At 64.8% G+C, this 18,374-nt stretch carries 17 protein-coding genes; 5 read left to right on the forward strand and 12 right to left on the reverse strand.

The genetic code is table 11. The features are described from left to right. Positions 1-6: 6 nt before the first annotated feature. From C7453_RS12690 to C7453_RS12735, 10 genes are all read right to left on the reverse strand, one after another. Entirely contained in the window at positions 7-885 is an 879-nt protein-coding gene (locus C7453_RS12690) for a carbon-nitrogen hydrolase family protein (protein ID WP_114727919.1), read from the reverse strand. Continuing rightward, positions 882-1,520, reverse strand: a complete 639-nt coding sequence (locus tag C7453_RS12695; protein ID WP_114727920.1) for a GNAT family N-acetyltransferase — start codon at positions 1,518-1,520, stop codon at positions 882-884. The genes C7453_RS12690 and C7453_RS12695 overlap by 4 nt, the downstream gene beginning before the upstream one ends. Before the next feature lie 18 nt (positions 1,521-1,538). Beyond that, positions 1,539-2,420, reverse strand: a complete 882-nt coding sequence (sucD, locus tag C7453_RS12700; RefSeq protein WP_114727921.1) for a succinate--CoA ligase subunit alpha — start codon at positions 2,418-2,420, stop codon at positions 1,539-1,541. Further along, the gene (gene sucC / locus C7453_RS12705) at positions 2,420-3,619 is read right to left on the reverse strand and encodes an ADP-forming succinate--CoA ligase subunit beta (RefSeq protein WP_114727922.1); all 1,200 of its coding nucleotides are present in this window, start codon (positions 3,617-3,619) and stop codon (positions 2,420-2,422) included. The genes sucD and sucC overlap by 1 nt, the downstream gene beginning before the upstream one ends. 25 nt (positions 3,620-3,644) lie before the next feature. Then, positions 3,645-4,127, reverse strand: coding sequence for a Cys-tRNA(Pro) deacylase (ybaK, locus tag C7453_RS12710; RefSeq protein WP_114727923.1), 483 nt, complete (start codon positions 4,125-4,127; stop codon positions 3,645-3,647). 204 nt (positions 4,128-4,331) lie between these two features. Then, entirely contained in the window at positions 4,332-6,041 is a 1,710-nt protein-coding gene (locus C7453_RS12715; RefSeq protein ID WP_114727924.1) for an FAD-dependent oxidoreductase, read from the reverse strand. Between the two features lie 2 nt (positions 6,042-6,043). Further along, positions 6,044-7,117 (reverse strand): Gfo/Idh/MocA family protein, encoded by a 1,074-nt coding sequence (locus C7453_RS12720; protein WP_114727925.1) that lies wholly within the window; start codon positions 7,115-7,117, stop codon positions 6,044-6,046. After that, the gene (locus C7453_RS12725) at positions 7,114-7,932 is read right to left on the reverse strand and encodes a sugar phosphate isomerase/epimerase family protein (RefSeq protein WP_114727926.1); all 819 of its coding nucleotides are present in this window, start codon (positions 7,930-7,932) and stop codon (positions 7,114-7,116) included. Before C7453_RS12725 ends, C7453_RS12720 begins: the two co-directional genes overlap by 4 nt. A 45-nt stretch (positions 7,933-7,977) precedes the next feature. After that, positions 7,978-9,708 carry an FAD-dependent oxidoreductase gene (locus C7453_RS12730; protein ID WP_114727927.1) on the reverse strand — a complete coding sequence of 577 codons (1,731 nt, stop codon included), beginning with the start codon at positions 9,706-9,708 and terminating at the stop codon, positions 7,978-7,980. 100 nt (positions 9,709-9,808) lie between these two features. Then, complete coding sequence (locus C7453_RS12735) at positions 9,809-10,690, reverse strand: IclR family transcriptional regulator (RefSeq protein ID WP_114727928.1); 882 nt, start codon at positions 10,688-10,690, stop codon at positions 9,809-9,811. 305 nt (positions 10,691-10,995) lie between these two features. Between C7453_RS12735 and C7453_RS12740 the strand changes: the two genes are divergently transcribed. Further along, complete coding sequence (locus tag C7453_RS12740; RefSeq protein ID WP_114727929.1) at positions 10,996-12,609, forward strand: carbohydrate porin; 1,614 nt, start codon at positions 10,996-10,998, stop codon at positions 12,607-12,609. Between the two features lie 19 nt (positions 12,610-12,628). On the opposite strand, the gene C7453_RS12745 is transcribed toward C7453_RS12740, so the two are convergent. Further along, a complete protein-coding gene (locus C7453_RS12745; protein WP_114727930.1) occupies positions 12,629-13,429 on the reverse strand; it encodes an IclR family transcriptional regulator domain-containing protein in 801 nt (266 codons plus the stop codon). 49 nt (positions 13,430-13,478) lie between these two features. Next, positions 13,479-14,372 carry a helix-turn-helix domain-containing protein gene (locus C7453_RS12750; RefSeq protein WP_170143215.1) on the reverse strand — a complete coding sequence of 298 codons (894 nt, stop codon included), beginning with the start codon at positions 14,370-14,372 and terminating at the stop codon, positions 13,479-13,481. 139 nt (positions 14,373-14,511) lie between these two features. On the opposite strand from C7453_RS12750, the gene pcaH reads away from it, so the two are divergent. From pcaH to pcaDC, 4 genes are read left to right on the forward strand one after another with little or no spacing between them, the layout of a single operon-like run. Beyond that, entirely contained in the window at positions 14,512-15,216 is a 705-nt protein-coding gene (gene pcaH, locus C7453_RS12755; RefSeq protein WP_114727932.1) for a protocatechuate 3,4-dioxygenase subunit beta, read from the forward strand. Next, complete coding sequence (gene pcaG / locus C7453_RS12760) at positions 15,213-15,812, forward strand: protocatechuate 3,4-dioxygenase subunit alpha (protein WP_114727933.1); 600 nt, start codon at positions 15,213-15,215, stop codon at positions 15,810-15,812. The genes pcaH and pcaG overlap by 4 nt, the downstream gene beginning before the upstream one ends. Continuing rightward, entirely contained in the window at positions 15,805-17,187 is a 1,383-nt protein-coding gene (pcaB, locus tag C7453_RS12765; protein WP_211311060.1) for a 3-carboxy-cis,cis-muconate cycloisomerase, read from the forward strand. Before pcaG ends, pcaB begins: the two co-directional genes overlap by 8 nt. Positions 17,188-17,190: 3 nt before the next feature. Beyond that, positions 17,191-18,366 carry a bifunctional 3-oxoadipate enol-lactonase/4-carboxymuconolactone decarboxylase PcaDC gene (gene pcaDC, locus C7453_RS12770; protein ID WP_114727934.1) on the forward strand — a complete coding sequence of 392 codons (1,176 nt, stop codon included), beginning with the start codon at positions 17,191-17,193 and terminating at the stop codon, positions 18,364-18,366. The last annotated feature ends 8 nt before the right edge of the window (positions 18,367-18,374 follow it).

The following is an 18,374-nucleotide window of genomic DNA, read 5'->3' on the forward strand; positions in this document are numbered from 1 at the left end:
CTTTCCTCAGTGATCGAAAGCGATACGGCGGGCAACGGGGACATTGTGCGGCCAGTCGCGGCAATTACGGACGGCCCCGTTTTCGCGCACCACGTCCAGTGTTGCCGGGTCGAGCGTGGCGAACACCCATCCGCCATGGTCCAGCTTGCCCTCTGCCATGATGCCGTCGGAAGGGAAGCCGCGATCGACGGGACCATAGATTCCGGCACAGCCGTGATTTTCGTCCAGCGTCGCCAGCCAGGGCGCATCGCCCACCGTTGGCGAGACCGCCACGAAGCACTGGTTTTCCAGTGCGCGCGCCTGCGCCGAGATACGCACGCGATTGAAACCGTGCATGGAGTCGGTGCAGGTCGGCACCAGGATCAGCCACGCCTCGGCCTCGATCTGGGCGCGGGCAAGCATTGGGAATTCGGAATCATAGCAGATCGAGGTACCGATCAGGCCCCACGGCGTTTCGAAGACTCCCGGCGGATCGCCAGCGCGCACGCCCCAGGATTCGTTCTCGAATCGGGTCATGACATGCTTGTCCTGGAACGCGACCTGTCCATCCGGCGCGATCAGGGGGGCGCGATTGCGCACGCCCGTTTTCTCGGGCCGGGGCAGGGTGCCCGGCATCAGCCACACTTTATGGCGCTTCGCCGTTTCGCGCATGATCTTCAGCACGGCATCGCTGTGGCGGCAGACAGCCTCCAGTTCCGCCGCCGGGTCGGGACGTTCGGTCAGCGCGGCGGCGACTTCCATGCAGGAATATTCCGGCATCAGCAGCAGGTCCGCGTGCGGCGCGGCTTCCGCCACCAGGACATCCAGATGGCGGGCATAGTCCTCGATCGTGTGGTTGCGGGCGACTTCCCACGCCAGCACCCCCAGTCGGAGTGGTTTGTTCATACAGCATGCTCCTGCGTTGCGAGGCTTGCGGGGATCGGCGCGCCGCGAAGGGATTTAATGAAGAAATCGAGCTTGTGAGATGTCTCGCCGCTCTGACCGGGCTCTTTCCAGTCCAGCGCGCACGTTACGCCGGGCAATGGCTGGAAGCCCCGTTTGGCCCAGAAGCCATGCAGCGTCGTGGCACCCGGCGGGCGCGCCGGATGATCGTCCGCGCGGCGCACCGAACAGAAGGTTGCGAAATTCGAAGCGCTGCTGGCCAGGGCATGACGCTCGCGCTCTTCGAAGAAGCGCACGCCCAGACCCTGACCACGATAGGCATCGAGTAGGACGGACTCGCCGAAATAGAAGAAATCATCCGCGCTCAGTCCGCGTGCCTCGAACGGCGCGCGAATGGCGTCCAGTTCATCGCGCATGGGCAGGCAGGTCGACGCGCCGACTACGCTCTCGCCATCGCGCGCGACGATCACGGCCGCGCCTTCGCTGCGGACATAGAACTGGAGGTATTTTTCCTCATAGGCCACGTCACCGTCATACAGATACGGCCACTCGCGGAAAACCGCGATACGCAGGCGGGCCAGATCCGGAAGGACCGGAAGGATGTGGTCACCCGTCAAAGTTTCGATCGTCACGCTCATGCGGACTGTTTCTCCTGTTCAATGCGTGCCGGTCAGGACATCGCGAAGGGTGCGCCCCAGCGTCGCCGGGCTGGCTGAAACCTGCACGCCGGCTGAGCGCAGGGCTTCGATCTTGGCGGCCGCCGTATCGTCACCGCCGGAAATGACCGCGCCCGCATGCCCCATGCGACGCCCGGGCGGAGCGGTCAGCCCGGCGATGAAGCCCACCACCGGTTTGGTGGCGCGGACATCCTTCAGGTAGCGCGCCGCCGCGATCTCGGACTGGCCGCCGATCTCGCCGATCATGATGATGGATTCCGTCTGCGGATCGGCGAGAAACATCTCCAGGACATCGACGAAGTCCAGGCCCTTGACCGGATCTCCGCCGATCCCCACGCTGGTGCTCTGCCCCATGCCCAGTGCCGATGTCTGGGCCACGGCCTCATAGGTGAGGGTGCCCGAACGGGAGACGATCCCCACGCTGCCGGGACGATGGATCGCACCGGGCATGATGCCGATCTTGCAGGCGCCTGGCGTGATGACGCCCGGGCAGTTCGGCCCTACCAGGGTGCTGGTGCCTCGCGCCAGCGCATCGCGTACCCGCACCATGTCCAGCACGGGAATGCCCTCGGTGATGCAGACGATCAGCGGAATGCCGGCATCGATGGCTTCCATGATCGCATCGGCGGCGCCGGCGGGCGGCACGTAGATTACCGTCGCATCGACTGGTGTGGCAGCGACGGCCTGCTTCACCGTGTCGAAGACCGGAAGGCAGAGATGGACGCTGCCGCCCTTGCCCGGTGTCACGCCGCCGATCACGCGTGTGCCATACGCGATTGCCTGCTGGGTATGGAATGTCGCCTGTGCGCCGGTGAAACCCTGTGTCAGAACCCGTGTCGCGTGATTGACGAGAATGGCCATCAGCCCTGCCTCTTTCCGCGCACCGCCGCCACGATCTTGCGGGCCGCGTCATCAAGATCGTCGGCAGCGATGACATTCAGTCCGGATTCTTCGAGAATTTTTCGGCCATCATCGACATTCGTTCCCGCAAGCCGGACGACCAGAGGCTTGTTCAGCGCAATGTCGCGGCACGCGGCCACGACGGCCTCGGCAATGATGTCACATTTCATGATCCCGCCGAAGATGTTCACAAGAACCCCTTCCACGCGCGGGTCGGCCAGCAGGATCCGAAAGGCCGCTGTCACACGTTCGCGCGAGGCGCCGCCGCCGACATCTAGGAAGTTGGCGGGCGCTTCGCCATGATCGCGGATGATGTCCATGGTCGCCATGGCCAGTCCGGCACCGTTGACCATGCAGCCGATCGTGCCGTCCAGCCCGATATAGGACAGGCCGAAACGCGCGGCTTCCTGCTCTCTCGGATCTTCCTCGTTTTCCTCGCGCAGTTCTTCCAGTTCCGGGTGACGGAACAGGGCATTGTCATCGAAGCTCATCTTGGCATCGAGCGCTATCAGGTCGCCGCCCGTCGTGATCACCAGTGGATTGATTTCGATCAGGGAGGCATCGAGTTGGACGAAGGCATCGAACGCCGAGCACATGAATGCGGCGAATTTGCCGATCTGTCGGTTTTTCAGGCCCAGAGCCACCGCGAGGTCGCGGGCCTGATACGCGCCCAGTCCCTGTGCGGGATGGATGTCCAGGCTCAGGACGCGATCCGGCGTGCGGGCCGCGACCTCCTCGATCTCCATCCCGCCGTCCTGCGAGGCAACGATGGCGACGCGCTGGCGCGTGCGGTCGATCAGGATCGAGAAATAGAGTTCGCGCGCGATGGCACAGCAGGCTTCGACATACAGCTTACGCACCAGGCGCCCTTCGGGACCGGTCTGGCGGGTGACGAGAACGCGGTCGAGCATATCGCAGGCGGCGCTTTCGGCCTCGGTGGCTGACGTCACGACGCTTACGCCGCCGCAGGCCGGATGCCCGACGAAACGACCGGCACCGCGTCCACCGGCATGGATCTGCGCTTTGACGACGACCCTGCCTTCGGGCAGCGCGGATGCGATGTCTCCGGCTTCGGACGCCGAGTGTGCGACATTGCCTGGCGGCACGGGCACACCGAATGATTTCAGCAGCCTTTTGGCCTGGTATTCATGAATATTCATGTGCGCGGGCAGCTTCCTGGCTGGGCTATGGCGAGGAGATCGGGGCGAGAATGGCGCTGGCGGCCATGCATGCGTCCTCGGGCGCGATCTTCACGACCAGGCCGCGCTCCCCAGCATTGACGTAGATATGCGTCTTTTCGGACGCGGCTGCGTCGATCACCACCGCAACCGGGGTTTTCTGGCCGAACGGGCTGATGCCGCCGACCTGAAAGCCGGTCAGTGCCTCGGCTTCCTCCGCCGCGATCATGCGGGCATTGCGGCCGCCGAACAGCGCGGCAACCTGCTTGAGGTTGACCTTGCAGGCGGCGGGAACGACCAGGCACACCGGTTTTTCACGGTCGATACGCACCATCAGCGTCTTGAAGACGAGCGATGGGTCTTCACCCATGGCGGACGCCGCCTGCATGCCGATCAGCGCACCGGCAGGGTTGTAATCGTAACGATGCACGCTGAAGCGTACGCCCTGCTTCGCAAGGAAGGTCGTAGCCGCTGTCTCACTCTGCTGCATGCGGGCACTCCTTCAGCGCATTAATTCACAAGCTGATGAATATAAGCCTGCCGATCGAGCGTCAAGGGATATGGCAGGTCGTCGCTTGGGAGCGCGATTGGTCGATTCTCCAGATCTGGCCGGCCAGCAGTTTGGTCTGGCCCGCTGCCGGTTTCGTGGACAGCAGGTTAAGCGAACATAGCGCAATGCGAAGGGCGAACGGGTTTAGTCTGGGAGCGTGCTCGCATCGAGGCCGGCGATGTAGCCGAAGGTCATGGCGGGGCCCAGATTGATCCCGCCAGAAGGATAGAAGCCCGCCATCACGCTGGCCTGATCGGACCCGGCCGCCCATAGGCCGGGAATGGGTTTGCCTTCCGTATTCAGGACCCGTGCCCGGGCGTCGGCGCGGATACCGGCGAACGTACCGAAACTGCCCGGAACGATGCGTAGCGCGAGATAGGGGCCATTATCGATCGGTGCCAGACATGGATTGGGCGTGTGGGTGGGGTCCCCACCTGAGCGGTTGAAAGGGGTAGAGCCTCGGCCGAATGCCGGGTCCTTGCCCTGCCGCGCGTGCAGGTTGTATTCGCGCACCGTATCGTCCAGTCCTTCAGGGGAAATGCCGCATTTGGCAGCAAGGTCGTGAAGGGTCGCGGCTTCGACGATGTAGCCGGAGCGGACGAACGGACGCAACGGAAAGGGGGCGGGTCGTGAAAAGCCCAGACCCCACCGACGCTGGAACGATCGTGTGCAGATCAGCCATGAAACGGGTGCCTCGCCGGGGGCGAGGGCCCGGAACAGGCTGGTGATGTAATCGTAATAGCCGTCGGCCTCGTTGACGAAGCGCTGGCCGTTTGCACGCACAGCGATGATGCCGGGTTTGGCGCGTTCGATGATATGCGGATAATGGCCTGTGGTGCCGTCGCGAAAGGGCACCAGGGAAACGGGACACCACGCGGCAGGCGATGCGACAGCGGTATCGATGTCCGCGCCGACGGATTCTGCGAGCGACAGGCCATCGCCGGACGTTCCTGGGGCCGCAACGGTCCAATGCTCTTGGCCGGTCGGCGTGTGCGGGAACAGGGCCTTGCGACGGGCGACGTCGTGGGGAAAGCCGCCTGTGGCGAGGATGACGCCAGCGCGCGCATGGATCGTCAGATCGCCCCCCTTCGTCCTCAGATGCGCGCCGACGACCCGGCCTTGTTCCACGATCAGGGTCCGCGCCGCGCTGGAGGGCAACAGGCGTACGCCGGCCTTCGCGGCTGACAGCATCAGGCGGGCGATCAGTGCGCTGCCGTTGACCAGATGCGTCCCGCGGCCGTAGCGGACGAGGTCGAACAGGTGCCGACCGATCCGCGACAGGACGTGCAGGCCAGCCCTGGGCGAGCGGGTCGCGTTGAGAAAGGCGCGCAGGTCGGGACCGGCCTGGATACCCATGCCGGCAAGCGTCGTCTCGCGCATCGGTCGGCGCAACAGCGGCCAGAGCGTGCCGAGTTTGCGTCCGTCGAACGGTGCCGCGACCACGGAGCGCGAGCCGGTGCCGGCGCCAGGGGTGTGGCCGTGAATGTCGCAGATCCAGGTGCCGGACTGAAATGTGACATCGGTTTCGTCGTCCAGGAAATCGACCATCTTCGGGCCGGCCTCCAGCAGGGCGCGGACACGATTTTCGTCGAAACGCTCGCCCAGTTCGTGACGCAGGTAGGTCTCCGGGCCATCCAGCCCTTCCATATTGCCATCGCGCTGGGCGTAGCGTGTGCAGGGCACCCACATCCAGCCGCCGGACCAGGCGGTCGAGCCACCCAGAACCGGCTCCTTCTCGGCGACGACGACCCTCAGGCCGCGATGGGCGGCGGTAACCGCCGCGCAAAGACCGGCGGCTCCGGACCCGATGACCAGCAGGTCGCACTGTTCGACCCGCGCGTGTGCTGCGGACATGATCATGATCCCTCGCAGGGGGTGTTAGAAGGCAAAGTGATTGTGGTGCCGGATCGTGCGGAATCCGTCACGGCGAGGGTGGCGCGCAGTGTCAGCAGCCCTTCGCGGGCATCGACGACCGGACGTTGGGTGCCGCGCGCCACAGCACAGAGATTGCGCAGTTGGGCGACATAGGGACTTTCCTTGCGGTAGCCCGTTGTTTCGCGCGTCAGCGGTTCGTACCAATCCTGTCGTTTCTGATAATGCCAGAGATCGATAGAGGGCAGGGCGAGGGAGCCTTCGCTGCCGGCGATGACGGACGTAGTGACAGGTGCGGCGGGGGAGGGATAGGAGTCGATCTCGCCCGATTGCAGGTCCCAACTCCATGGTGCGACGGTGCAGTCGCTTAGTGCGATCGTCACCAGTCCGCCACCGACCAGGCGCAGCAGGACGGATGCCGTGTCCTCGACCGCGAAACCTCGTGTTGCGTTGCTGGACATGGCATGGACGGAGACGATTTCGCCATAGAGATGGCGCACCAGGTCGATTTCGTGGATCAGGTTGATCAGGATCGGGCCGCCACCCGCTTCGCGTCGCCACGCCGCCGAGAAATAATCGTCGGGTTTGTGGAACATTGCCAGCACGGCGACGGAGACGATCCGCCCCAGTCTGCCTTGTCCGATCAGGTCATGGGCCGTGCGGATGATCGGGTTGTGGCGGCGATGGTGGCCGACCAGAACGGGAATGGTCGTAGCTTCGGACGCATCGACGATCGCCTGGGCGTCCTCAAGCGTGCTGGCGATCGGTTTTTCGACCAGCGTGACGATGCCCGATTCGATCAGGTCGCGGGCGAGTGGCCGATGGGTATGGTTGGGGGTGGCGAGGATGGCGGCGTCGGGCCGGCCGGCCACCAGGGCATCGGCCAGGGTGGGAAACCATGCGACGCCGATGGAATCGGCCCAGGCGTGTCCTTCCGGTGTGGGATCGACCACGCCTGACAGGGTGCAGAACGTACAGGCCCGCATTTCCCGTGCATGCAGACGACCGATGGCACCGGCACCGACCAGCAACACGTTGCTGACAGGGGCCGACGTCATGTCGGCCTGCCCGTGCGCAGAAGGGCGGAGGTCGCATCGAAAGCCATGCTGGCCCAGTGTGACGCGCCCTGCTGAATATGCGCGGCCTGATTGGGAATTTCGACACTGACGGGAAGATCGGGCGGGAGCGACGCGAGGATTGCCGGCAGATCGATCCCGCCGTCGCCGGGCAGCAGACGGGCCTGCCGGGCCGTATGGATCAGTCCCTCGCGCGTGGCGGGAATGTCGGCCGGCGCGTCGCAGATCTGGACATAGGCCAGTCGGTCGCGCGGGATGTTGCGCAGATCGTTGGTGGTCGTGCCCGAGCGGGCGACGTGCAGCGTATCGACGATGATGGTGCCGTTGTCTGCTGCTGCCGTCGTGACGACGGACAGGGCCGTGCGGGCGTCGCGGACGGCTGTCCAGGGCATGAATTCAAGGGCCGGCGAGATGCCGCGCGGGGCGGCCAATGTGCAGAGATCGGCGAAGGACGAGGCCAGACGCGACAGATCCGCGTCGTCGCCTGCGACCAGAATATGGGGGACCGACAGTTCGGCACATAGATCGAGGAAAGGTTCGATGTCGGCAGCGCGAAAATTGCCCGAAATCCGCACGATTTCCATGTCGGTGACCCGAATGGCCTCCTGTCGCGCCAGGTCGCGGATTTGCCGGCGGAACGACGGATCTGTCAGCAGAGGGGGCAGCGTTTCGCCCGGTACAGCGGGAAGGGCCCGCAGGCCGACACCCGCATATCCGATCCGGCGCGCCAGAGGGATCATCTCGACAGGATTCATGGGCGCGGTCGTGAGCCATGCCAGGGAAATCGGACGCGTCATGCCGTTGTCCTTTTTTTGTTCTTATCTGGTCAAATAATGATTTTACTAAAGGGACAATTCCGAGTTCGCCATGAGAGGGGCGGCTGTCGCCGTTTGCTCCGTGATGGCCGTGCCGCCGGCGACATGGTTGGCGATGCGCCATGCCATGACCAGGGCTGGGCCAAGCGTGGTTCCCGGGCCGGGATAGGTGCCCCGGAACAGGGATGTCAGATCGTTGCCGCAGGCATAGAGACCCGCGATCGGCTGGCCGCTTTCGTCGGTCACGCGTCCGTCGATATCGCCGGTCAGGCCGGCGCTGGTCGCGAGGTCGGCGGGCAGGACGGCCATCGCGAAATAGGGGCCGGCTCCTACGGGGCGGAGGCACGGATTGGGCGTGCAGCGCGCATCGCCGTTGAAGCGGTTCATGGCTGAGGAACCGCGCCCGAAATCTGTATCCACGCCGTTTTGCGCCAGGGTGTTGTACCGCGCGACGGTTTCGCGCAGCGTGGCGGCATCGACGCCGATGGCGCGGGCCAGTTCGTCGATCGTCCGGCCGCGGAACAGATATCTGGCGCGGATCAGGTGCCCGATGCGGCGCATTCCCGGCCAGACCATGCCCAGACCGTATTCGCGCAGAAAGGCGCGATCGCAGATCAACCAGGCGGGCATGCAGGCGGTCCGGCGGTTGTCGGCAATCATGCCCATGCAGAAATCGTGATAGGAATTGGACTCGTTTACAAAACGGCGGCCCGCACCGTCGACGGCCAGCAGGCCGGGCTTGGCACGGTCCAGAATGATATGCGGCCAGGTCAGGTCCGTACCGTCCTTCAGGCGCCGGCTGGAACAGGGCATCCATAGCGCCGGGCTGTCGCCGCCGTTGTCGAGGCCGGCACCTGCGCGTAGTCCTGCCTCCACCCCATCGCCGGAATTGGTCGCAGGGGCGAGAGATTTCATATTCCGCAGTGGAAACAGCCGATTGCGCAGGGTGGCATTGGTCGCGATACCGCCTGTTGCCAGGACCACGCCCTTGCGGGCGAGAATGGTCCGGTCTCCCTCCATTGTATGGAACGTCGCGCCCGTCACGCGGCCGTCGGTGACCAGCAGATCGGTCAGCGACCATTCGAACAGGATCGGCACCCCGTGCTTGCGCAGGCTGAGCAGCAGCCGCGCCACGAGGGCATTGCCCATGACCAGGCGCGTGCCGCGCGCATGGGCCCTGCGATCGGACGCCAGGCGCAGGAAGAGCGACAGCGTCTGCCGGAGATGGGAGAATGACGAAAAAGGCTTCAGCAAGACATCCAACTCGTTGCGCCCGACCATCATCCCGCCGGGAGCGAGAAATTCTCGGCGGGGCGGACGGACCCGGGCGAAATCCGTCCCGAGTTCCCGCCCGTCGAACGGCAGGGGGGCCAGGGCGCGGCCGCCATGGGCGGAGCCCGGCCCGTCGAGATAGTCGGGATGGGCGGCAGCGGCGGCGAGTTTGACGTCGGTATAATCGTGCAGTTCGGCAATGGCGGCCGGGGCGGCTTGCAGGAAGCCTTCCCGAAGGGCTTCGCCACCCCGGTCGCCCACCACGGACCGGAGGAAGCGACGGGCATCGTCGGTGCGGTCGCAGGGGCCTACGGTTTCGGACAGGGCCGTTCCGGGAGCCCAGATCGTGCCGCCGGAGGTGGATGTGATGCCGCCGACCTGATCGGTCTTCTCGCACAGAAGAACATCGAGGCCGCGCCGCCGGGCAAACAACGCGGTGCTCATGCCGCCGGCTCCCCCACCGATCACAAGCAGATCGGTTGTCATGATATCGGACGCGTCCGAAGTGGACCGGGCGGATTGGGGTGACCTGGGCATGCTTCGACCTCTTGTCGTCACGTCTGTGATGGGAAGGGAGGAAGGGAGTTCAGAAGGAAATGTTCTGCGGCGTGCGGGAGATATCTTTGGGTACGATCTGCATGTCTCCCAATTCGCGAGCGGTCTCGACCAGGATGGCACCGAGTTCGATCGCCCGCGCTTCGGAAATGCGCAGTGTCGGGCCGGCGATGCTCAACGTGCCGATGGCCTCGCCGGTGGATCGCGAGCGGATGACACAGGCGATTGCCGTCATCCACGGGGCGAATGTCGCGATGGTGACGCTGAAGCCGCGTTTGCGGGTCTGCCGCAGGAGGGTCAGCAATTGCTTGCCGTCGCGTGCGACGTTGGGTCCATACCCATCGGCCGGATTACCGTAGCCCTGTTCATCCGCCAGCTTGACCGCGATCCCGTCGGGCATGGCAGCCAGCCACGCAATGCCGGTCGCCGTAGAGGAGAGATGGGCCACCTGCCCCATTTCCGGGTCGTATTTCAGCCCGCTGCGGCTGCCTTGCGCCCTGGCGATCCATGTCAGTTTCTGCCCGTCGGGTACGGCAAGCCGGACCAGTTCGCCGCTTTCGGCAGCCAGACGGTCAAGCAGCGGTTGGGCCAGATCGGTGATGCCGCAGGATGCCAGAAACGTGAAGGCGATGGACACGGGCTTCATCGTCAGCCTGTAGCGCCCGCCTGCGCCACCCTCCTGATGCACATAACCCAGGGCCTGCAGGTCCGCTGTCAGGCGGTGGGTGGCGCTGAGCGGGATACCGAGGTCGGAACTGATCGAAGAGATCGGCAACCCTGCGGCATGGCGCGAGAGCAACTCGATGATTGCAAGGGTCCGTTCCATGACCCCGGACGGGGTGGCTTTTGCGTCGCTGCTGGCGGCCGGGCTGGTGGAAGGGGCGGTGCGGCGCAAATCGGGTTTGAGGCTCATCGGTTTCTTCGCGGTAGGAGGATGACGACTTGATAGGTATTGATAGTGGAAAATGTTTCCGATATCAATTTCTATCTCTGCATCGTGTTTCCACTTTGGCGATCGGCGCCGGAGGCTCGGCAACGGGGCAGGAACAAGAACCTCAAAAAGAGGCGTGGTTATGAAATATCTTTTCTGTAAAGAAAAATATTCTGTCGATGTCGGGCATCTGCGGCATGGAACGCCGCTCCGGCGATAGAGGCTCCGGGTCCCACGCTGGACCCGATTCCAGGATTTGCTCGGTCTGACAGAAATGGTTCCTGCCGATGTCGTTCTCTCTTTTTCAACGGGCGGTACTGTTCGGTGCCGCTCTTTCCTGTTTCGGCGTTCCCGCCGCTGCTGTAGGGGCCGGAACGGAACAGGCTGCTGATCCTGTGCGGCGGCCAGCCGGCACGCATGCGGTGGCAGGCGGGCGTGGCCCACATCGTCAATCGTCCTTGCGCGCGCAGGCGGGGCGGAGTGACGATAGCATCCAGCCGATGCAGGTGGCTGCCGTGACGGATCGTGTCACGGAACGGCTTTTGCGCGACGTCCGGGGAGCCGTCCAGGACAGCACAGCCGTGTCGCCGCAGGAGCAGGCGAAAACCGGTGTTGGCGCATCGGCGCTGGGATCGTCCTGGACCGAGGTACGGGTGGTCCCCGCGAACGACCGTCTGCTCGGGTCGATCGGTGGCTGGCGTCAGCGCCTGTCCAGGGCGGGTTTCGATTTCACACTCAGTTACATGGCCGAAGGCGTGGCAAACGTAGCCGGCGGACGCAGGACCGGCTTCGACTATTCCCATCAGGTGGTCATGGGAACCGATTTCGATTTGAACAAATTGTTCGGCATGCAGGGATGGTCGTTCCACATGCTGGGCGTCCAGCGCGCCGGTCGCAGCGTGGCGACCGATTATCTTGGCCAGACAGGGTTGATCCAGCCGCAACAGGATTACGGCGTAGGGGGCAATGTCCTGTACAAGCTGGTCTATATGTATTTGGAGAAGACGCTGTTCGATAAGAAATTGACGATCGATTTCGGCCGCATGCCGGCCAATCTGAAATACGGCACGTCTTATTTCGGATGCTATGCGCTGAACAGCGTGATCTGTGCCCATCCGACGGGTCTGTCCGTGGGATCGAAATGGCGGTCCTGGCCGTTTTCGCAATGGGGAATGACGGCGCGCCTCAATCCCGGTCACGGCCTGTATGCCCAGGCCGGGTTCTTCGAAGCGTCGGCCACCGAAGGTGGGCGGGCCGGTTTCAATTTCTCTTTCAAGCCGCTGGGTTATGTCGTGCCGGTCGAACTTGGCTGGGAACCGGCGCTTGGGCATGACAGATTGACCGGGCATTACAAGATCGGCGGTTATATCGATACCTCCAACCATCCCGACCCGTTCACGGCTTTTGATGGCAGTCCGATCCTGATCTCGCACAAGGCGGCACGGATCGAGCGGCAGCGGGGGGCGTGGTATGTCGGAGCCGACCAGATGGTCGTGCGGTTCGGGGCGGCAAAGGACCAGGGGCTGATTCTGTTCGGGATGGCTGGCTGGGATCAGGGGGCATCATTGCCTGGGCAGAGCCAATATACGCTGGGCATCATCTCGCAGGGGATGTTTCCCAGTCGGGTGACGGATGCGATCTCGCTGTTCTGGTCATGGCAGAACGTGAACAGGAAGATCACCCGTTATCAGGAGATGCAGCAGGATCTGGGCTACACAACCCTGCGGGGCGGCCTGAAATTACCCCAATCGAACTTCCAGGTTCTGGAACTGACCTATACCGCCTTCATCACGCGCGGGCTCAAGCTGTTACCGGATCTTCAATATATCGTGCATCCGGATGCCAACCGTACCTACCCGAACGCATTGGAGGCGGGTTTCCGGCTGCTGGCTCAGTTCTGAGCCTCCGGCCGGGAAGCTGTCAGGCCGTGCGGGCCTGTCCGCGCAGGGCGCGGCTGACCGCCATGGCGGCATCGACCACCGCCGGTACCACGAATTTACGCAGATCGCGCATCGGAGTGCGCGTGGCCTGCGTGCTGACATTCAGGGCGGCGACGACCCGTCCATCCGGTCCGCACACAGGGGCCGCCACCGAGCGGAGGCCGGTTTCGAGTTCCTGGTCCTGGATGCAGTATCCGTCATGCCGGATCTGCGAGAACAGATGGGCCAGGGCCGCCGGGTCGGTGATGGTGCGGGAGGTGCGGGCGTCGAGCGTGGCCGGCATGTGACGCGGGCGCTCATCGTCGGGGAGGGCGGCCAGGAGGACGCGCCCCATGGACGTACACCATGCGGGGAGCCGGGCACCGATGCTGAGATCGACGGCCAGGATGCGACGGGTTTCCGTGCGGGCGATATAGAGGATGTCCATTCCGTCCAGGATTGCCAGCGATGCGCTTTCACCCAGTGTCTGGCTGAGGCCGTTGAGAATCGGCTGGGCCAGCCGGGGTAGCGGCAGATCCTTCATGCCGGCCGACAGGTCGAGGACGCGGGGGGTGACCTGAAACAGTCGCCCGGATTGGGTCAGGTACCCGGTGGCGACCAGCGTGAGCAGGGCACGGCGCGCCGCGGCGCGCGGCAGGTCGACCCGTTGCGCCACGGCGGCCAGCGTGATGCCGTCGCGTTCCTGCGCGCAGACGCGCAGGACGTCCAGCCCCCGCGCGAGGGCGGTCACGAAATCGCGGTTTTCAGCCGGCTCGCCGGTGCGGTCGTCCACTGTGGCCATCGCCACTTTTTGCCCGAGAAGGATTGAACGGGCAAGGGAGCCGAAAGTCTCAGCCGGTCTGTCGCTCCTGTCGGAAGGCGCGGATCGTGACGCCTTCCCGGGCGCGGAACCAGCGCGAGAAATAGGCCGGATCGCTGAAGCCCAGCCGTGCTGCGATCTGGGCGGCGCTGAGGCCGGAAAACAGCAGCAGACGTCGGGCTTCCGCCGCGATCCGGCTCTGGATGATGTCCTTGGGGGTCTGCTGGCTCACGCGGATGCAGGCCCGGCGCAAGGTACGTTCCGTGGTGTTCAGAGTAGCAAGATAGGTTTCGAGCGTGGCATGCGCGGTGAAATCCCGTTCGATCAGGGTGCGGAATGCCAGGACCAGCGCGGCGTCGCGCCGGGTTGGAGGTGGGGTATCGGCGGCGTGTAGCAGGCGGCAGACGGTCGCCAGGATGATCTGCGCGGTTGCGTTGCGCACCGTGTCCGACAGCGCGTCTTCGATTTTCGGCTGAAGCTGGGACAGAGCGACGATGCGGTCGAATTCCGCGATGTCGGTCGCGACGGGGCGCGGCCTGGCCTGAAGAGGCGCGATGGTTCGGGTGCGGTCCGCGAGAGCGACAAGATGGCCGAGCCCGACCGTGATCACATGCCCGTGCGTGCGGGGATGGTAGGCCAGCGAATGGGGTGCACCGGCGGGAACCCAGATGAAGCCGGGGGCCAGGAAATCCTGGCTGACCCCATCGAGTTCGATCAGTCCACCACCGGACGCCAGCACGAAAATCTGCGCCAGCGCAGCGTGGCTGTGGCGGCGTACGCGCCAGTTCGCGGGGCGCGAGCGGCGCTCCAGCGGTTCGATGTCCAGGAAATACCGCAGACCGGCATGGTCGATCCCGTCGTGGATCAGGAAAGGGTCGCGATCTACCCTGGTTTTATCGGCTGTTTCTCCATCCGGTCCGGTCATGGGTCGCATTGTCGTGAATTGTCCGAAAACTGCAAGTCGGGAAGGCTTTGTGCATCGACTATGACGGCGCCGCACCCCATTGTGCGTTCATTGGGCCTGACCGCACAGGTGGGGCCGGGAGCGGAAAGGAAATAAAAAGATGGATATGCTCCAATATTCTCCGCAAAATCTCTCCGAGCCACCGTCGCTCTATCCAGGATATGTCAGCACCGTTCCGCGCTCGCCGCGTCAGAAACTGGTCAGCATTCCGCAGACATTGACTGAAGTGACCGGTCCGATCGATTTCGGGGATCGGCTGCTGCGCGCGCCGGTTCATGACATGACCCGCCAGGGCAAGGGGGACCCGATCGGCGAGCGGATCATCGTATCTGGTCGTATTCTCGACGATCGGGGGCGCCCGGTTCCGCATACCGTCGTCGAAGTGTGGCAGTGTAATGCCGCTGGCCGCTATATCCACAAGAAGGATCAGCACGACGCGCCGCTGGACCCGAACTTCACCGGGCAGGGGCGAGTCGTGACCGATGCGGAAGGGCGTTACCGGTTTGTGACCATCAAGCCCGGCGCGTATCCCTGGCGTAACCATCATAACGCGTGGCGCCCGGCGCATATTCATTTCTCGCTGTTCGGCGCAGGGTTTGCAACGCGGTTGATCACGCAGATGTATTTCCCCGGCGATCCGTTGATCGACATCGATCCGATCGCGGGGGCGGTGCCGGCCGATGCGCGACGACGCATGGTTTCCCGTTTCGATATTGATACGACGGAAAATGAATGGGCACTCGGCTATGTCTTCGACGTTGTGCTGAGAGGCCGGGATGCGACGCCGATGGAGAACTCGCTATGAACGACATGACTGCACCGGCCCGTCTGGGACTGACGCCATGGCAGACGGTCGGGCCATTCTTTCATTACGCCCTGCCGTGGGACGGGGGAGAAATTCTGGCGCGTGAGGGCGTGCAGGGCGAGCGGATCGTGGTGCGCGGCCGCGTACTGGATGCGGACGGCGCACCGATCCCCGACGCACTGGTGGAGATCTGGCAGGCGAACGCCGCCGGCCGCTACGATCATCCCGAGGATTGTCAGGCGGATCGCCCGATCGACCCGGCGTTCACCGGTTTCGGTCGCTGCCCGACGGACGATGACGGCATGTTCGCGTTCCACACCGTGCGGCCGGGGCAGGTGCCAGGGCCGGGCAACAGCATGCAGGCGCCGCATATCGCACTCGGCCTGTTCGGGCGTGGCTTGCTGCGTCGGCTGGTGACGCGGATCTATTTTCCGGAATCGGAGGGCAATGCCGTCGATCCGATCTTGGGTCTGGTCGAGCCCGATCGGGTCGGGACGCTGATGGCAACCCGTGAGGGCGAGCAGGACGGCATGCCGGTCTATCGGTTCGATATCCATATTCAGGGTGCAAACGAGACCGTGTTCTTCGATGTCTGACACGATGCCCGCTTCGTTCGAGGCCGGAGGCGACAGACTTCTGGACGGCATGTTCGCGACCCCCGCGACCCTTGCGGCCCTGGGCGATCGCGGGCGGCTGGACGCCATGCTGCGGTTCGAGGTCGCGCTGGCTGAGGCCCAGGCCGAGCTTGGCCTGGTGCCGGCGGATGCCGCCAGGATCATTGCCGGCTGTGCCGACCCTGACGCCTTCGCCATTCCGGACCTTGCGGCGGCGGCCGCGCGGGCGGGCAATATCGCCATTCCGTTCGTGTCCGCCCTGACGGCCCTCGTGGCGCAACGCGACGAGGCGGCGGCCCGCTATGTCCATTGGGGCGCGACCAGCCAGGATGTGATCGATACGGCGACGGTACTGCAATTGCGCGCGGCCGTTCATGCTTGCCGGGTCGATCTGCTGCGATTGGAAACGGGGCTGGCCACGATCGTGGAGGCGCACGCGGCGACGGTGCTGCCCGGCCGGACATGGTTGCAGCATGCCGTGCCCACCACTCTGGGGTTGAAGGCCGCCGGCTGGCTGACCGCCCTGTCTGCCGCACGACGCGAGGTGGATGCTGCCGTCGCGCGGGCCGCGTGCCTGCAATTCGGCGGTGCGGCCGGCACGCTGGCGTCGCTGGGTGGCCGGGGGTTGGAGATCGCACGCGGCATGGCTACGCGCCTTGAACTGCGGCTGCCCGTGCTGCCCTGGCATACGCTTCGCGGCGAACTGGCGGGGTGTGGCGGCGCATTGGGCGTCCTGTGCGGCGTGCTGGGCAAGCTGTCCCGCGACCTGTCCCTGATGATGCAGACCGAAATCGCCGAATTGCTGCCGCCCGGCGGCAAGGGGCAGGGTGGGTCCTCGACCATGCCGCACAAGCGCAACCCGGTCGGCTGCGCGATCGCCCTGTCCGTGGCAACCCAGGCGCCTGGTCTGGTTGCGACCCTGATGGCCGCCATGGTGCAGGAGCATGAACGCGGATTGGGCGGCTGGCATGCCGAATGGCAGACCTTGCCCGCCCTGCTGCGCCTGACGGCGGCCTCGGCGGCGCAGATGGCCGCGACGGTCGACGGGATGGAGATCCACCCGTCAGCTATGCAGGCCGATCTCGGCCGCACCCACGGCCTCATGATGGCCGAGGCCGTCAGCATGGAACTGGCGCGCAGCATCGGCAAGGAAGCGGCGCATCATGTGCTGGAAGAGGCCAGCCGCACGGCACTGGCGCACGGAATGGGGTTGGAACAGGTGCTGAAGCAGGACGACCGGGTAACCGGCGCCCTGTCGGCCGAGGCGATCGCACGACTGATGGACCCGTCGCATTATCTTGGAAACGCAAAAGAATTCTGCACCCGCGCCTTGCAGGCGTGGCGCGGAGGAGAGTGATCGATGTTCGTCACACTGCCCGATCTGAACGTGCATGTCCGCCTGGATGGGCCGCCGGGGGCGCCCGCGCTGCTGTTGCTGCATTCGCTCGGCACGTCATCGGACATCTGGGATGGCATGACGGAGGCCCTGTCCCGCCATTTCCGGGTGATTCGTCCGGATATGCGCGGGCACGGGCTGACCGGCGTGACGCCAGGGCCTTACACGATCGAGGGACTGGCTGCGGATGCCCTGGCGGTTCTCGATGTTCTGGGTGTCGGGACCGCGCATGTTGCCGGCGTTTCGATCGGCGGCCTGATCGCCCAGGCCATGACGCTGCACGCTCCGGATCGCCTGCTATCCGTGGCCCTGATCGACACCGCACCGGTCTTTCCGACCGAGGCCTCGTGGCGCGAGCGGGCGACGACGGTGCGGGCGTCGGGACTGGCCGGGATGGCCGATGCGGTCATGGCGCGCTGGATCACGCCGGCCGGATTGGAAACCCCCGCGGCACGGGGCCTGCGCCAGATCTTTCTGCGAACCGACCCCGAAGGATATGCTGCGGCGTGCGAAGCCCTGGCGGTGTGTGACCTGAGCGCGCGTCTTCACGCCATCACGCTGCCCGCGCTGGTCGTGGTGGGGGAGGACGACCCGTCCACACCTGTCGCCACCGCGCGGACGCTGGCGGAGGCATTGCCATCTGCCCGTCTGGTGGTTCTGTCGCATGCATCGCATATCCCCACCGTCGAGCGTCCCGATGCCGTCGCCCAGGTGCTGGTGGATTTCCTCGTGCCGACGGGTGACGACGAAATGGCGCCTGATTTGTATGCGGTGGGGATGGGTGTGAGGCGCGCGGTACTGGGCACCGCCCATGTCGAACGCTCTACCACCCGGATCACCGCTTTCGACAGATATTTCCAGACATTCATCACGCGCACCGCCTGGGGGCAGGTGTGGTCCCGCCCGCAGTTCGACCGCAGGACCCGCTCGATCGTCACCCTGGCCCTGCTCGCGGGCCTGGGGTGCGAAGAGGAGTTTGCGCTTCACGTAAGGGCCTCACGCAATACCGGCTGCTCGGATGAGGATATTGCCGAGCTTCTGCTGCATGTCGCCGTCTATGCCGGGATACCGAAAGCCAATGGTGCGATACGATGCGCCAAGGAAATCCTGGCCGAGATGGCAGCGGAGAAAAACGGATAGCCTTTTCC

The organism is Gluconacetobacter liquefaciens (genome assembly GCF_003350405.1).
Lineage (GTDB): Bacteria > Pseudomonadota > Alphaproteobacteria > Acetobacterales > Acetobacteraceae > Gluconacetobacter > Gluconacetobacter liquefaciens.

Coding starts and splice junctions, on each gene's coding strand:
- ybaK (WP_114727923.1), bottom strand. CDS start 4,127: ATGCAGCAGAGTGAGACAGCGGCTACGACCTTCCTTGCGAAGCAGGGC.
- C7453_RS12740 (WP_114727929.1), top strand. CDS start 10,996: ATGTCGTTCTCTCTTTTTCAACGGGCGGTACTGTTCGGTGCCGCTCTT.
- C7453_RS12735 (WP_114727928.1), bottom strand. CDS start 10,690: ATGAGCCTCAAACCCGATTTGCGCCGCACCGCCCCTTCCACCAGCCCG.
- sucC (WP_114727922.1), bottom strand. CDS start 3,619: ATGAATATTCATGAATACCAGGCCAAAAGGCTGCTGAAATCATTCGGT.
- C7453_RS12725 (WP_114727926.1), bottom strand. CDS start 7,932: ATGACGCGTCCGATTTCCCTGGCATGGCTCACGACCGCGCCCATGAAT.
- C7453_RS12750 (WP_170143215.1), bottom strand. CDS start 14,372: ATGACCGGACCGGATGGAGAAACAGCCGATAAAACCAGGGTAGATCGC.
- C7453_RS12730 (WP_114727927.1), bottom strand. CDS start 9,708: ATGACAACCGATCTGCTTGTGATCGGTGGGGGAGCCGGCGGCATGAGC.
- sucD (WP_114727921.1), bottom strand. CDS start 2,420: ATGGCCATTCTCGTCAATCACGCGACACGGGTTCTGACACAGGGTTTC.
- pcaB (WP_211311060.1), top strand. CDS start 15,805: ATGTCTGACACGATGCCCGCTTCGTTCGAGGCCGGAGGCGACAGACTT.
- C7453_RS12745 (WP_114727930.1), bottom strand. CDS start 13,429: ATGGCCACAGTGGACGACCGCACCGGCGAGCCGGCTGAAAACCGCGAT.
- pcaDC (WP_114727934.1), top strand. CDS start 17,191: ATGTTCGTCACACTGCCCGATCTGAACGTGCATGTCCGCCTGGATGGG.
- pcaG (WP_114727933.1), top strand. CDS start 15,213: ATGAACGACATGACTGCACCGGCCCGTCTGGGACTGACGCCATGGCAG.
- C7453_RS12720 (WP_114727925.1), bottom strand. CDS start 7,117: ATGACGTCGGCCCCTGTCAGCAACGTGTTGCTGGTCGGTGCCGGTGCC.
- C7453_RS12690 (WP_114727919.1), bottom strand. CDS start 885: ATGAACAAACCACTCCGACTGGGGGTGCTGGCGTGGGAAGTCGCCCGC.
- C7453_RS12695 (WP_114727920.1), bottom strand. CDS start 1,520: ATGAGCGTGACGATCGAAACTTTGACGGGTGACCACATCCTTCCGGTC.
- pcaH (WP_114727932.1), top strand. CDS start 14,512: ATGGATATGCTCCAATATTCTCCGCAAAATCTCTCCGAGCCACCGTCG.
- C7453_RS12715 (WP_114727924.1), bottom strand. CDS start 6,041: ATGTCCGCAGCACACGCGCGGGTCGAACAGTGCGACCTGCTGGTCATC.